This window comes from Algibacter agarivorans (genome assembly GCF_039543245.1).
In the GTDB taxonomy this organism is placed as follows: Bacteria; Bacteroidota; Bacteroidia; order Flavobacteriales; family Flavobacteriaceae; genus Algibacter_G; species Algibacter_G agarivorans.
In genome coordinates, this window is the sequence record NZ_BAABJJ010000011.1 from 198,181 (window position 1) to 212,937 (window position 14,757).

A 14,757-nucleotide genomic window follows, 5' to 3' on the forward strand; every position below is an offset into this window, starting at 1 on the left:
TTTTTTAAGATTTATTGATTCTAAATAAATTGGTTATTAAATATATAATGATGCCCCATATTGTAAAAATTAATAAATTAGCAAATATTAGGATGAAGATAGGGGTTTTATTTCTTGGTGACCATAATGTTCTGTTTTCGAAGGAATTATCAATAACTGCGGATTTTCCAAAAGTAGTGTTTACCAGAGCTTTAACAGTTCCATAATCATCACTGTCATTCAAAATCACTTCAATTACTAATTTACCATCTATACATGGAATCCCTCTTTCTATAGGAACAAGAATAGTGCCATTTTCATCGGTATAATTAAATTGTTCTCCTATAGGTAGTGACTTAAATAAACGTTCCACATTTACTTTAAGAGATGTTTTAGTTAATACGCTATCTGAATGTACGTCTTTAAGGGTTGCACTCACATAATTAACACTGTCTTTTGTAAATGATTTTGTCTCAATATGGGCGTCTTTAAACGACAATGTTTTAGAGGCTTTCTTAAAACTATCATCGCCCATAAACTTGACCCTTAAGTTGTAAAACCCGAGCGTGTCTTTTAGTAATTTATTTAGATCATTTATAAGAAATCTAACTTTTCCATCGTGGTTTGTAGTCGCTTGTCCTAATTCTACTTCATCATCATCAGTCTTACTAATAATTGTTAAATTTAAATTAGCAATACCTGCATTTTTTTTGTTGATTTTAGCGATGGTTGATAAATCAATAAAGCTTGAATGATCTATTACCTTGGTATAATCCGCTTTAATTCTAAGCTTTATCTTTTTCTTATCCTGTGCTTCTAGTTTTTGGCTTAATAGTGGACTAATAAACACACTTAAAAGTATAAAAAGTACAAGATGTCTAGGGTTTAGATATTTCATGACTCAGTGTTTTTATTATTAGCTTCCGAAGCTTCCATTTCGTCAATTGTTCTTTGAATAGGGATTACTGGTAAGTAACGCACACAAACTGTAATAATTAAAAAGGCCATAGCTAATGTAGCTAACGTAATGAGCCATTCGTGTAAGCTAGGGAAATAGTGATGCCATGATTCTGGGACTCCTTGAATTGGTAAAAATGGATGCAATAGAGTAGGTGTTACAATTACAAAGCGTTTCCACCAAGATCCAATAACAACAATCAGTCCTATAATAAACATGGAATTTGGTTTTCTTCCTTTTTTAAACATTAAAACAATTATTGGTAAAATCAACCCGATTACAGTAACTGCCCAAAATAATATTGAATAACTTCCCGTGAATAAGGTTTCTAAATGAACAAGTTCTCCTTTTTTTGCTGTAAATAGAGGGATGACATATTCGTTAATATTAAAATAGAGATAAATTAAGCAAGCTAGTGCTAGTAATTTACCAAGTTTATCGAAGTGATAATCTGTAATGTAATTTTCTAACTTTTTCGCTTTTCTAATAATATAAATTAGAGTTACGAGTGCGCCAACACCAGCAACAAAAGCTCCAGAAATAAAATAGGGTGCAAAATTAGTACTATCCCATCCAATTCTGTAGGTTGTAGAAAACAACCAAGCATCAATAGTTTGAAGTAGAAGACCAACAGGAATAATCATGATTGCAATAATTCTGATGGATTTTTCCTGTAATGATTTTTGAGCTTTACTTCCTGTCCAGTTTAAAGCTAGTCTGCCATAAAACTTACTAAGTTTTGGTTTCTTTTTTTTGAAATGAGTTTTAAGTATCGCAAAATCCGGTATCAAGGGGAAGTATAATAATAACAAACTGATAACAATGTAAGTTGGAATAATGACTACATCCCAAGTAATTGGAGATTGAAGTCTTGCATGGATGAATAGATTTAATAATCTATCAGGTCTTGCCATATCAATCATGATGGTAATGCCCGCCATAATAATAGCTGCAACAGAAATAATTTCAGCAATTCTAACTAGTGGTGTTCGCCACGAGTTTTTGGTTAAACGTAATATAGCAACCGTTACCGTTCCTACAAAACTTGTTGCTACAAAGAATACAAAGTTTGAAATATAAATGCCCCATAGCGCATAATCACGCATGTTGGTAACTTCTTGTCCTTTAATGAGTTGGTCTATATAAGCAATTAAACCAATGATTATTATTACAATGAGTGAAATAGTCCAGATAGAATCTCGTTTACCAAATTTTTTTGGCTTTAAATCTCGCAGTATAGTTTTATGAGTTTTCATAACTGTTCTGGTTTTTCAACAGGTGAAACTGGTTCAACAGATTCAAATTCTTTGAAATCTTCCAGACCATCTTCAAAATCGACCAATCTATCTACAGGAGGTAAATAATAAACACTAGGAGAAGTTCCTAATCCTTCCATCAAACGGTATCCTGATTTATCTTCAAGCAATTGGCTTAGTCTAACTGTTTCTTCACCATTGGTAACGGTGTCTTCGTATTTATCCCCAAAATAGAAGACGCCATTTGGACAAGCAGTAACACAGTGTGGTAATTCACCATTATCAATGGCATGTGGGCAAAAGTCACATTTGTCTACTGTTCCTTTTATACTTGGAATTCCTGCATGTTCTGGAGATGGTGTATGATGAGTCATATCCATATTTAAAGTGACTTCTTGACCTGGTTCCCCCCAATTAAAAACACGCGTTGAGTAAGGGCAAGCAGCCATACAGAATCTACAACCTATACAACGTTCGTTGTCAATTAATACGAGTCCATCTTTTCTTTTAAACGTGGCATCTACAGGACAAACAGTAACACAAGCAGGTTGGTCACAATGCATACACATCATAGGCATCCAATAGGGTGCTGTGTCTTTCTCTTCCTGCATTTTGTATACTTTAAGCCAAGCATTTTCCCCTGTGATATAATGATGTTTGTTACAGGCACTTTGACATTTTAAGGCATTTTTACATTTTGCAAGATCAACCACCATAACAAATTTCCTGTTTGGGTTGCCTTCCCTAACATTGTATTTTTTATCGTGTTCTTTGGCATGTTCTACTTCTATAACTTCAGAGGTGTCTACTTGAATAAGCGTCCCATCTGTAGTCATTAATTCCATTTTCTCTCCAGAACTATCATCGTTAGCTGCATTTAATTTGGAGGTGATTTTAGACAAGCCAAGTCCGCCAATTGCGCTAACAATTCCCAGTTTTAAGCCATTGTCAAGAAATTTACGTCTTGAGCTTTTGTTCTTATCTTCCATAATTATATTGAGTTAAAGGGAATTATAGTTTTTTACCAAGCCAGTTTAGAAATGATTTATTTGATATGTTTTTCTTTACAATTTTTGATTTATTTAGGGTGCTAGTTTTAATTTTTACAGCAGTACCGTCTGCCTTTAAAAGTGTTGTGAACTCCTCGTCTTCAGGAATACTATTAGTATCGATATCTGAGTTACTAAAACCTAGAAAAGGAATTAGTAAACCACCTCCTAAAAGTGGCAACATGCCACGACGAGAGATTTTTGTTCCTTTTCTAGATTTATTTTTCATAATGTTTAAAAATTATAGTTTCTAGTTATATTAAATCCAATTAAGTATTGACCACTCTTCTTTTGCTTGCCAAAACCAAAGTTACCCTCTAATCCAGTAGCCTTTTTATTAAACATATAGTTGTCCTGAGGAAGAATGCCCCAATAGTTTGTTGCAAATAATTGGAAGGTATGTGCCGATGTGCCAAATTCAAACCCTAAGCTAATTCCTGGGTAAGGATTATCTTGCCTCATTTTAGTAAGTGGTTGACTATAATCTGCTATTACAGAGGTTTGAGAACTAATTTTATAACGTCCTCCAAAGGCGATGGCAACCATGTCATTCCTCATTGTTGTAGCAACTGAATTATAATGAGAAACACTAGGTGCTACTTGTAAAGAAAGTTTCGGGTTAAATCGGCGAGCTATTATCAGTTGATTGAAAAATGAGTATCTATCTTCTGTATTTATAAACTTACTTACCAAGACATCATTCAAAACAACTTTTGTGTCTTTACTTAATGCACTTATTGCGAAATTCCCATAGTATGAAACACTTACAGGTATTTTATTTGAGCGTGTTTGTTGCAGGATTGAAGCTTTCCAATTGAAATCTTGGTAGTTTTGATTTTTAGTAGTACCGAACCCTATGGTTAATCTTTCGTGAATGGCATATGTTAACCCTATACGTATATTTGCTGCACCATAAAATCCAGCCAAATTATTTTGATCGTCATTAAGTTCTCCAAATCTATGAGACATTTGTACCTCTAGAGTGTTTTTACTAAATAAAACATTTGTTGGGTTATCAAATAAAAAGGAGCTTTCAAACGCTGGACGCTCTGGTTTTTCCTTTACAATTGTATCATTAACCTGTTCTTGAGAAAAGACTGATAGTGGTAAGGCCAATGCGGCTAAGAGTAATATTTTATATATTTTCATGTCTGTTTTCTTAAAGGTTGATTATTCTAAAGCGCCTTGGTCAATCCAGGTTTTAACTAATTCTATTCTACTCGCTGGTTGATTTTGGTGACCATCTTCTAATTTAATATATAGAGGGCTAGCCTCTGCATCGAAAGCTGTAACGTAAGCTGGAACCAATGAATTGTAAGCATTTCCTTCGCTTAAATCAGGATCTTGACTTCCATTATGACAATTACTACAGAATCCAAAAATTGGTGCTATATCATTATTGTAAGTAACCTCTTCTATGGTGCTTCCATCGTCATCATCGGCTATTGGCTCATAAATAGAATCATAATAACATGAGTCTAGAGATAAACAAATACCTATGATTGCTAAAATTTGAAATAGTTTTTTCATATTATACATTTTTATCAGGTATACTTATTATCAAATAGTGCAGACAAAATATAGCCTGCACTATTTGACGTTAAGACTAATTTTCAATTTTCATTGACAGGTAGTTTGTTTGACCATGCGCAATAGCAGCATTATTAAATATTGCTAAGCCAAATGGGATGCTTTCTCCAATCTTAAATTCAGCATCTGTAGGGTCTCCAGTATAAAGTAATCTTCTAATTTCTAATTGCCATCCAGAACCAGTATGTATAGCTTTAACTTGTACTTCAGATCTACCATCATTTCCTTGTCCACCTGGATTAATAATAACACTTGGTATTCTTTTGCTACCAAAGCCTTGAGAATAAGCAGGATCTCCATTAGGATCAATGGTTCCTCCTTCATAAGAAATAATACCATTTTCATCTATACCCGTAACTTCTTTTGCAACAGTACCAATTTCAGATTTTACAATCCAATAGTAGTTTTCTGCACCAGGTACTACATATAATGGTCCAACCATTCCAGTATCAGTATCTGTAAATTTTTGATTATTTGCGTAAGGTCCTGCTCCTTCATCATTTCTTCTGGCGTTAGCAGCTGCAGTACCAGATAGGTCAACTCCATCTTTCCAAGGATAATCAATATAACCATCATCACAAGCTTCTGCTAATGCATGTCTGTCACGTTTCCAATGCCAGAAATCGGTTAATTCACCATCATTTTTCATGTAGTGTCTAGTTACTTTTTGACCTGGTTGTGGGTCAGTTAAACCACCATGACAAGTCACTGTACAAGTGCCTTCTGAGAATCCAGCAGGATTACCTATTGGGAACATAAAACCAAATTTATCTTCATAAAATTTGTCATTTTTATGATTGGCGTATTTGTTTTCTTGTTGCCATTGCTTTGTAATAGGGTTAAAGAACCAAGACTCTCTTTGTTGACTATCAGTATCATCTTCCCATTCAAATAATAGGTATAAATATTCACCGTCATGACCACCTCTTAAAGAATAGCTGTAGCTTTCACCAGTGTAGGGATCCATTAAATCTGTAGGTTCTAATGATAAGTTGCCTCCACTTGATCCATTTAATGTGATTTCTCTATCACCTGCTCCAGTAACAGTAGCCTTATTTATTAAAGGTCTGGCTTCACTCCAAATATCATCAATGTCTCCATCGAAAACAGGAGCTGTAGAGAATTTTTTCACTAGTAATTCATCAGGGCTTTCGCCAATACCAACATCCCCTGTTCCATTTGCTGGAACATAATCGTCATGGGTGCAACCTAAAACAAATGTTACTGTAATAATTAGCGCGGTAATTAATTTAAAAATTTTCATAATAATATATTTAGTTTAATAAATTGATCTTGAAATTCTAGATAAAATTATGTAACAATTGTTACGTAGAATATGATTTTTGTCATAAAAATCTGCTATTTTATTTGTGATTAACGGGTTGGTTTTTTGCTTGTTCACAACTCTTCAAAACTTCACTTTAAAAAAGTGTAAATTCTATGTATTTTTATACACTGCGTTTATATTTTATAAACGACTTAACAACAGACAACTTTACGAAACCATGTACTTAATTTTTGATACTGAAACTACAGGATTACCAAAACGTTGGGACGCACCTATAACAGATACTGATAACTGGCCTAGGTGTATTCAAATTGCATGGCAGTTGCATGATGATTTGGGGAACTGTATTGAGCATCAAGATTATTTAGTACAACCTGAGGGTTTTAATATCCCTTATGATGCTGAGAAAATCCACGGAATTTCAACAGAATTAGCCCAAGAACAGGGAGTTTCATTAGCTGAAGTTTTAGAGAAATTTAATATAGCATTAGGTAAAACAAAGTTTGTAGTCGGGCAAAATGTAAAGTTCGATTTGAACATTATGGGCGCTGAATTTGTTCGAGGTAATGTTGTAAACCCACTCCAAGAACTTCCTGTTTTAGATACCTGTACAGAGCGCACTGCCAATTTATGCCAAATTCCAGGGGGGCGTTACGGAAAGTTTAAATTACCAACATTATCCGAGTTACACGAGCATTTATTTAATAAAGGTTTTGCAGAAGCACATAATGCTACTGCAGATGTTGAGGCAACTACACGTTGCTTTTTTGAGCTGTTGCGTTTAGGTGAATACACTAAAGAACAATTAGACGTACAGCCTGATTATTTTCGGAATTTTAAAGAAGAAAATCCAAGTGAAATTCAACTTATAGGATTAAAGCATATTAATCTTAAAAGGGAAAGCGCAAAAATTCTTGAGCGCATCAAGAAAAGCGAATCAAGCGATTTATCTTCCGAAGACATCCAACAAAATGTTTCAGATTTAGAGGCTGTCGATTTTGTGCATTTACATAATCATTCACAGTTTTCAGTATTACAATCCACTATGGGCGTTGCTGATATTGTATCGGCAGCAGCCGAATATAATATGGAAGCGGTGGCGCTAACAGATCATGCTAATATGATGGGAGCATTTCACTTTGTGAATGCCGTAAATAAGCACAACAGTGGTGTTAAAGCTAAAATTAAAGCAGCCGAAGAAACAGGTGTAACGGTCACGGCTAAAGAAATAAAACCCATTATTGGTTGTGAGTTTTTTGTTTGCGAAGACCACTTAGATAAATCTAGAAAAGATAACGGTTATCAGATTGTCTTGTTGGCAAAAAATAAAAATGGCTATCATAATTTGGCAAAATTATCATCCCATGCCTTTGTTAATGGCTTTTATTATTTGCCACGAATTGATAAAAAACTCATTCAAGAATATAAAGAAGATCTAATTGTACTCACAGGGAATTTATACGGCGAAGTGCCAAGTAAAGTCCTTAATGTAGGCGAAAAACAAGCAGAAGAAGCATTACTTTGGTGGAAAGATGAGTTTGGTGATGATTTGTATGTAGAGTTGATGCGCCACAATCAAGAAGATGAAAATCGTGTCAATCCAACATTAATTACGCTGGCAAGAAAGCATGATATTAAGTTGGTGGCATCCAACAATACGTATTACAGAAAGCAAGAAGATGCCAATGCACACGATATTTTGTTGTGTGTAAAAGATGGCGAAAAGCAAGCCACTCCAATAGGTCGAGGTCGAGGGTATCGCTACGGAATGCCAAATCAGGAGTATTATTTTAAGTCGCCTGATGCTATGAAACAACTGTTTAAGGATGTTCCTGAAGCGATTTCGAATGTGCAAGAGGTAGTAAATAAAGTGGAAGGATATCAATTAGCACGCGATGTGTTATTGCCTGCTTTCGATATTCCGGATGAATTTAAACATGATGAAGATTTAGCAGATGGAGGCAAACGTGGTGAAAACGCTTTTTTAAAACATTTAACTTTTGAAGGTGCTAGAAAACGTTATGGTGAAGAACTTTCTGAAGAAGTTGTTGAACGCCTTGATTTTGAATTAAGTGTTATTGAAAACACAGGATATCCAGGATATTTTTTAATTGTAGAGGACTTTATTCGTGAAGCCCGTAATATGGATGTGTCCGTAGGTCCTGGTCGTGGTTCGGCCGCTGGTTCGGTAGTGGCGTATTGTCTTTGGATTACAAATATAGACCCGCTTAAGTACGATTTGCTTTTTGAGCGTTTCTTAAATCCAGATCGTATTAGTATGCCCGATATTGATATTGATTTTGATGATGAAGGGCGGAGTCGTGTTATGGATTATGTGATTGAAAAATATGGCTCTAATCAAGTAGCCCAAATTATTACTTATGGGACCATGGCAGCAAAGTCCTCTATTCGTGATACGGCACGTGTTTTAGATTTACCATTGTTTGATGCCGATAGAATTGCGAAATTGATTCCAACCATGTCTAAGCTAGGAAAGATTTTTGGCTTAGATGAAAAAGAATTGGGGAAAAAGTTTAGAGCGGAGGATTTAGAAAAAGTTAACGAACTTCTAAATATTGCTGACGGAAGTGATTTACAAGCTGAAACGGTAAATCTTGCCAGAACGCTTGAAGGTTCAGTAAGGAATACGGGAATCCATGCCTGTGGAGTCATTATTACACCAGACGATATTACCAAATTCGTCCCTGTGTCGGTTGCTAAAGATTCCGATTTGTATGTTACCCAGTTTGATAACTCGGTGGTGGAAGACGCTGGTTTGCTTAAAATGGATTTCTTAGGATTAAAGACACTAACTTTAATAAAGGATACCGTTAAAATTGTAAAAGCAAAACATGATATTTTGCTCGATCCAGATACCTTTCCGCTTGACGATGAAAAAACCTATGAGTTGTTTCAAAGAGGGGAAACTGTTGGGGTTTTTCAGTATGAATCTCCTGGGATGCAAAAACACCTTCGTGATTTAAAACCTACAGTGTTTGAAGATTTAATTGCTATGAACGCCTTGTATCGTCCAGGGCCTATGGAATATATTCCAAGTTTTGTTAGGAGAAAACATGGCGATGAAGAAATTGAGTACGATTTACCAGCCATGGAAGAGTACTTAAAAGAAACTTATGGTATTACGGTGTATCAAGAGCAGGTGATGTTGTTATCCCAAAGTCTAGCGGGTTTCACCAAAGGTGAAGCCGATGTTTTGCGTAAGGCCATGGGTAAAAAGCAAATTGCGGTGCTTGATAAAATGAAACCTCAATTTATTGAGCAAGCCAGCGCCAACGGACACGATGCCAAAGTACTTGAAAAAGTATGGAAGGATTGGGAAGCCTTTGCAAGTTACGCCTTTAATAAATCGCACTCCACTTGTTATGCTTGGATTGCTTACCAAACGGCCTATTTAAAGGCGCATTATCCTGCGGAATATATGGCGGCGGTTTTGTCTAATAATATGAATGATATCAAGCAGGTTACCTTCTTTATGGATGAATGTAAACGCATGAAATTAGATGTTCTTGGTCCAGATGTAAACGAATCGTTTTACAAGTTTTCGGTAAATAAAGACTATGCGGTGCGATTTGGAATGGGTGCCATAAAAGGCGTTGGTCATGGTGCGGTAATGACTATTGTTGAAAACAGGAAAGAAGACGGTCATTATAAATCTATTTTCGATTTTGCCAAGCGTATTGATTTACGTGCGGCTAACAAAAAAGCCTTTGAAAATTTAGCCTATGCAGGCGGTTTCGATGGTTTTGGAGATATACATCGTGCACAATATTTTCATGATGACGGCGATGGGATTACTTTTTTAGAAAAAGCGATAAAGTATGCCCAAAAGCATAAGGAAAATGAAAACTCCGCACAGATAGATATGTTTGGTGAACAAAGTAGTGTGCAGTTTTCTGAACCCGAAGTCCCACCATGTGAAGAGTGGGGCACTATGAAAACCTTAAGTAAAGAGCGTGAGGTTGTTGGAGTTTATATTTCTGGTCATCCTTTGGATGATTTTAGTATAGAAATCAAGGCTTTGTGTAATGCTAATGTCGCTATGTTTAATCATTTAGAATCTTATTTAAATAGCGAACTTACTTTTGGAGGTGTGGTTACCGATGTGCAGCATCGTGTTAGTAAACAAGGAAAAGGTTGGGCACTATTTACTATTGAAGATTATACCGATAGTTTCGAGTTTAGGATGTTTGGGGAAGAGTATTTAAAATTTAGACACTTTCTACTACCGAACAATTTTGTTCAAGTGAAGGCATTTATTCGTGAAGGATGGACAAATAAGGATACAGGAAAAAAAAGTGACCCAAGATTGCAGTTTAATAATTTCCATTTACTACATGATATTTTAGAGAAAGAAGCAAAAAAGGTATCTTTTCATTTTAAATTAAAAAGTGTTGAGAATGAATTTATAAGAAGTCTTAACGAGTTGTTGAATCAACATGAAGGAGATTGTAAAATAGATTTTGTAGTATATGACGATGATATTACTGTTGAAGCTTTAAGTAGAAATACTAAAATTAAAATGTCTAAAGAGCTTTTAGATGAATTGACAGAAAAAGAAATAGTTTGTAAACTAAATAAGGTTTATTTGAACAAGATAAATTAGAAAAAATGAAAACAGAAATAATTAAATCTTTAGCAAATAATTTTGAGAATCACTCTCAGACAACAGAGAATGGTATTGAATTTTGGTTTGCTAGGGATTTACAGCATTTATTAGGGTATTCAAAATGGGATAATTTTGTGAATGTAATTAACAAATCTAAAACTTCATGTGAAGTTAGTGATAATAATATCTTAGACCATTTTGCCGACGTCGGGAAAATGGTTTCAATTGGTTCAGGAAGTAGTAGAAAAATAGAAGATATAATGTTAACAAGATATGCATGCTATCTGATTGCCCAAAATGGAGACCCGAGAAAAGAACAAATTGCATTTGCTCAAAACTATTTTGCAATTCAAACCCGAAAATTTGAGTTAATCGAACAACGTATTAAAGATTGGGAACGATTACAGGCAAGACAAAAACTGACGTTATCTGAAAAAGAATTATCGGAATTAATTTATGAAAGAACAGGAACCGATAAGAATTTTGGGTTAATAAGAAGTAAAGGTGATCAAGCTTTATTTGGAAGATCTACCAGAGAAATGAAGAAGAAGTTAAATGTGCCTCAAACTAGAGCATTAGCTGATTTTTTACCAACGATTACAATAAAAGCAAAAGATTTCGCTACTGAGATTACCGTTTTTAACACTAAAGAAAAAGGATTGACAAAAGGTAATAGTATTTCGGCAGAACATATAAGAAATAATAAAGGTGTTAGAGGTTTATTAATGGATAGAGGTATTAAGCCAGAAGAATTACCTGCTGAAGAAGATATTAAGAAATTAGAAAGGCGTGTCACTTCTGAATCTAAAAAATTAGGAAAAAACCCAGATAAGCTTAAATAGGTAAGTTAATCTTACTTTCCCTTAAACTCATTACAATCAATCCTAATTTCAGAATTCAATAATTCTTTTTCCAATAAATTACAGAAATGTTGATTGTCATTTTTTTGATAAAACCTGCAAGCATAACAAGTACGTTGTACTGTTAAAACACTTATTTGATTTAATTTGTAAATGAGTTGACTTATAGTTTGAAACGTTTGTTCTAAATCATCATTATTAATCTCAGCTCCGCAAAGTCTCCCGACTTTGAGAAAATGTAAAGATCTAGTTGGGTTTTATGTGATAATTTAAGCCCTTTAAAAAAATAATAAGCATGCACCCAGAAAGCCAGATGCTTAATTTTTCTTTAGTACGATACTAAAGAAAAAATAAAATTAAGCATGTCGAGTAGAAAGCAAAAAGTAAAAGTGTGCCAAGAACTTATAAGCAAGTAGTGAGAGCCCGACCCTAAGGGATGCGCCCAAATTCTTAAAATAGTCGCAACCAATATGGCTATAAGGAAAACAAATTGTTGCTTTGTAAGCTTTCGAGTTTTTTTTGACTAAATTTGTGTTGTTAAAACGAATTAAGAACATATTAAAAGATAAATATTATGGCATTAGAGATAACAGATGCAACGTTTGAAGAAACGGTTTTAAAAAGTGATAAACCAGTTTTGGTTGATTTTTGGGCAGCTTGGTGTGGACCTTGTAGAATGGTTGGTCCAATTATTGAGCAAATTAGTGATGAATATGATGGTAAGGCCGTTGTTGGAAAGGTTGATGTAGATGCTAACCAAGAGTTTGCTGCCAAATATGGTGTGCGTAACATTCCTACGGTTTTGGTTTTTCAGAACGGTGAGGTTGTTGGTCGTCAAGTTGGTGTTGCGCCTAAAAATGCTTACACAGATGCTATTGATGGGCTTTTGTAACAGATAAGAAAAAAGAAAATTGAAAAGGTTTGCCGTAATGGTGAACCTTTTTTTATTTTAGATGCAAATTAAAAATAAGAGCGCTGAAAATGGTTGCGAGCGTTCTCAGCGTATCAAATAATTAAACGATTTAAAAATTTAAAAGATATGAGTGAGCATAAAAAAATCCAAGATGCTATTGATAGTAAATTAATAGAACAACGTAAAGTGTTTTTATGGGGACAGGTTGATGATAAATCGGCTAAACATGTAATTGATAGGTTAATGTATTTGGATGCATTAGAAACTAAAGATATTCATTTATACATTAATAGCCCTGGAGGCTATGTAACGTCTGGTTTTGCTATTTATGATTGTATGAAATCCTTAAAAAGCGATGTATCTACCATTTGTACAGGTTTTGCCGCATCTATGGGGTCTCTAATATTGTCTGCTGGCAAAAAAGGTAAACGTTTTATACAACCGCATGCGCGTGTTATGATACATCAGCCAAGTGGAGGCGCTAGAGGGCAAGCCAGTGATATAGAAATTACGGCTCAAGAGATAATAAAAACCAAAGAATTGAGTGCGCAGTTGCTAGCTGATAATTGTAATCAAAGCGTTGAGAAAATCATGAAAGATTTTAACCGTGACCATTGGATGGGAGCAGAAGAGTCTGTGGCTTACGGAATTGTTGATAAACTGATATAAGCCCCCTAACCCCCGAAGGGGGAATTCTCACTGTTATGGCAAATGTGTTCGCATAATTAAAATGAATTTTTAAACATTAAACAAAAACTTTTTACCTCAGGAGTTTTCCTCCCCTTTGGGGAGGCTAGGAGGGGAATATGAACTTACAAAACGAACTTAATAAAGCAGAAGGATTTAAAAATCTTGAGCTACTTGCAAAACAAGTGGTCGAGGGTTTTATTGCCGGTATGCATAAGAGTCCGTTTCATGGGTTTTCGGCAGAATTTGCGGAGCATAAAATTTACAATCAAGGCGAGAGTACACGACATATAGATTGGAAACTGTTTGCTAAAACAGATAAACTTTACACAAAGCGATATGATGATGAAACGAACTTACGCTGTCATATTATTTTAGATAATAGTAGCTCTATGCATTACCCAAAATTGGATACGTTTTCTATTGATAGATTCAATAAAGTTGGCTTTTCGGTACTTGCAGCAGCCTCGTTAATGCATATTTTAAAAAAGCAACGTGATGCTGTTGGGTTAAGTATTTATAGTGACAACTATGATTATTATGCGCCAGAGAAGGGGAGTGAACGCCACCATCAAATGTTATTGAATCATTTAAGTGAAGCTGTTATTTCGAAACCCTTAAATAAACAAACTGAAACGTATAAGTATTTGCATGAGATTGCTGAAAAAATACGTAGACGTTCTATGGTCTTCTTGTTTACGGATATGTTTCAAACATCAGAAGATGAAACAAAGTTGTTTGAGGCATTAAGGCATCTTAAATATAATAAGCATGAAGTGATTCTATTTCATGTATTTGATAAAGCAAAGGAGCTGAATTTCGATTTTGATAATAAGCCTAAACGTTTTATTGATGTTGAAACAGGCGAGTATATCAACTTATATGCCGACTCTATAAAGGAAAATTACAATAAAGTCGTTGAGGGTTATTTTACAGCATTACGTTTAAGATGTGCGCAATACAAAATAAAATATGTTGAGGCCGATATTAATAAAGATTTTAATAACATCCTCACTACCTACATGATAGAACGGCAAAAGTTTGCTTGATGAAAGTTTTCTGTAAAAAAGAGAAAAAAAGATTTGAGATATAAAAAAAGGCGTGTATATTTGCAACCGCAATAATGCAACGGTCTGGTAGTTCAGTTGGTTAGAATGTCGCCCTGTCACGGCGAAGGTCGCGGGTTCGAGTCCCGTCCAGACCGCAAAAAATTGCAAAAGAAAGCTCTGAGAAATTAGGGCTTTTTTTGGTAATTATAATGATGTTGTGTTGTCCTAGAGGTGTCTAGGATGTAGTTTGCCAAAGTTAATTTGGTAATCCAATGGAAAGCTTTCCTTTTTTCTGAATAAGAAGATTGGGATGCTTTTTTGTTTTAAGGCTATTTGTTCAAATAGTTAAAACGGGTCAAGTCAAAAAGGGGTCAAGTCAAAAAGTTGTGGGATTTTAGGGTTATGCAAAAATAGTAGTAAGCCTAAACAGGGTCAAGTCAAAAAGTTGTGGGATTTTAGGGTTATGCAAAAATAGTAGTAAGCCTAAACAGGAAGAAATCT

The 14,757-nt window shown here is 34.8% G+C and carries 12 protein-coding genes and 1 tRNA gene; 6 read left to right on the forward strand and 7 right to left on the reverse strand.

The window, feature by feature from the left end:
- Positions 1-4: 4 nt before the first annotated feature.
- The 7 genes from ABD935_RS04755 to ABD935_RS04785 form a co-directional block, all read right to left on the reverse strand.
- Positions 5-877, reverse strand: a complete 873-nt coding sequence (locus ABD935_RS04755) for a hypothetical protein (RefSeq protein WP_345190502.1) — start codon at positions 875-877, stop codon at positions 5-7.
- On the reverse strand, positions 874-2,193 hold the full coding sequence (gene nrfD, locus ABD935_RS04760) for an NrfD/PsrC family molybdoenzyme membrane anchor subunit (protein WP_345190503.1): 1,320 nt from the start codon (positions 2,191-2,193) through the stop codon (positions 874-876). Before nrfD ends, ABD935_RS04755 begins: the two co-directional genes overlap by 4 nt.
- Positions 2,190-3,182: a 4Fe-4S dicluster domain-containing protein gene (locus ABD935_RS04765; protein WP_345190504.1), complete on the reverse strand. Its 993-nt coding sequence runs from the start codon at positions 3,180-3,182 to the stop codon at positions 2,190-2,192. The genes nrfD and ABD935_RS04765 overlap by 4 nt, the downstream gene beginning before the upstream one ends.
- A gap of 22 nt (positions 3,183-3,204) precedes the next feature.
- Entirely contained in the window at positions 3,205-3,471 is a 267-nt protein-coding gene (locus ABD935_RS04770; protein WP_345190505.1) for a hypothetical protein, read from the reverse strand.
- Positions 3,472-3,476: 5 nt separating this feature from the next.
- Positions 3,477-4,391 carry a DUF5777 family beta-barrel protein gene (locus ABD935_RS04775; protein WP_345190506.1) on the reverse strand — a complete coding sequence of 305 codons (915 nt, stop codon included), beginning with the start codon at positions 4,389-4,391 and terminating at the stop codon, positions 3,477-3,479.
- 21 nt (positions 4,392-4,412) lie between these two features.
- Complete coding sequence (locus ABD935_RS04780; protein WP_345190507.1) at positions 4,413-4,772, reverse strand: hypothetical protein; 360 nt, start codon at positions 4,770-4,772, stop codon at positions 4,413-4,415.
- 76 nt (positions 4,773-4,848) lie between these two features.
- On the reverse strand, positions 4,849-6,096 hold the full coding sequence (locus ABD935_RS04785; protein WP_345190508.1) for an ethylbenzene dehydrogenase-related protein: 1,248 nt from the start codon (positions 6,094-6,096) through the stop codon (positions 4,849-4,851).
- A 241-nt stretch (positions 6,097-6,337) separates the two neighbouring features.
- On the opposite strand from ABD935_RS04785, the gene dnaE reads away from it, so the two are divergent.
- The 6 genes from dnaE to ABD935_RS04815 all read left to right on the forward strand — a co-directional run bounded on the left by dnaE (position 6,338) and on the right by ABD935_RS04815 (position 14,411).
- Positions 6,338-10,744: a DNA polymerase III subunit alpha gene (gene dnaE, locus ABD935_RS04790; RefSeq protein ID WP_345190510.1), complete on the forward strand. Its 4,407-nt coding sequence runs from the start codon at positions 6,338-6,340 to the stop codon at positions 10,742-10,744.
- Between the two features lie 5 nt (positions 10,745-10,749).
- Entirely contained in the window at positions 10,750-11,589 is an 840-nt protein-coding gene (gene dinD / locus ABD935_RS04795) for a DNA damage-inducible protein D (RefSeq protein WP_345190512.1), read from the forward strand.
- Positions 11,590-12,181: 592 nt separating this feature from the next.
- A complete protein-coding gene (trxA, locus tag ABD935_RS04800; protein WP_298237715.1) occupies positions 12,182-12,499 on the forward strand; it encodes a thioredoxin in 318 nt (105 codons plus the stop codon).
- 147 nt (positions 12,500-12,646) lie between these two features.
- Entirely contained in the window at positions 12,647-13,189 is a 543-nt protein-coding gene (locus ABD935_RS04805) for a ClpP family protease (RefSeq protein ID WP_345190514.1), read from the forward strand.
- 137 nt (positions 13,190-13,326) lie between these two features.
- A complete protein-coding gene (locus tag ABD935_RS04810; RefSeq protein ID WP_345190515.1) occupies positions 13,327-14,256 on the forward strand; it encodes a DUF58 domain-containing protein in 930 nt (309 codons plus the stop codon).
- Positions 14,257-14,337: 81 nt separating this feature from the next.
- Positions 14,338-14,411: transfer RNA gene (locus ABD935_RS04815), tRNA-Asp, on the forward strand.
- The last annotated feature ends 346 nt before the right edge of the window (positions 14,412-14,757 follow it).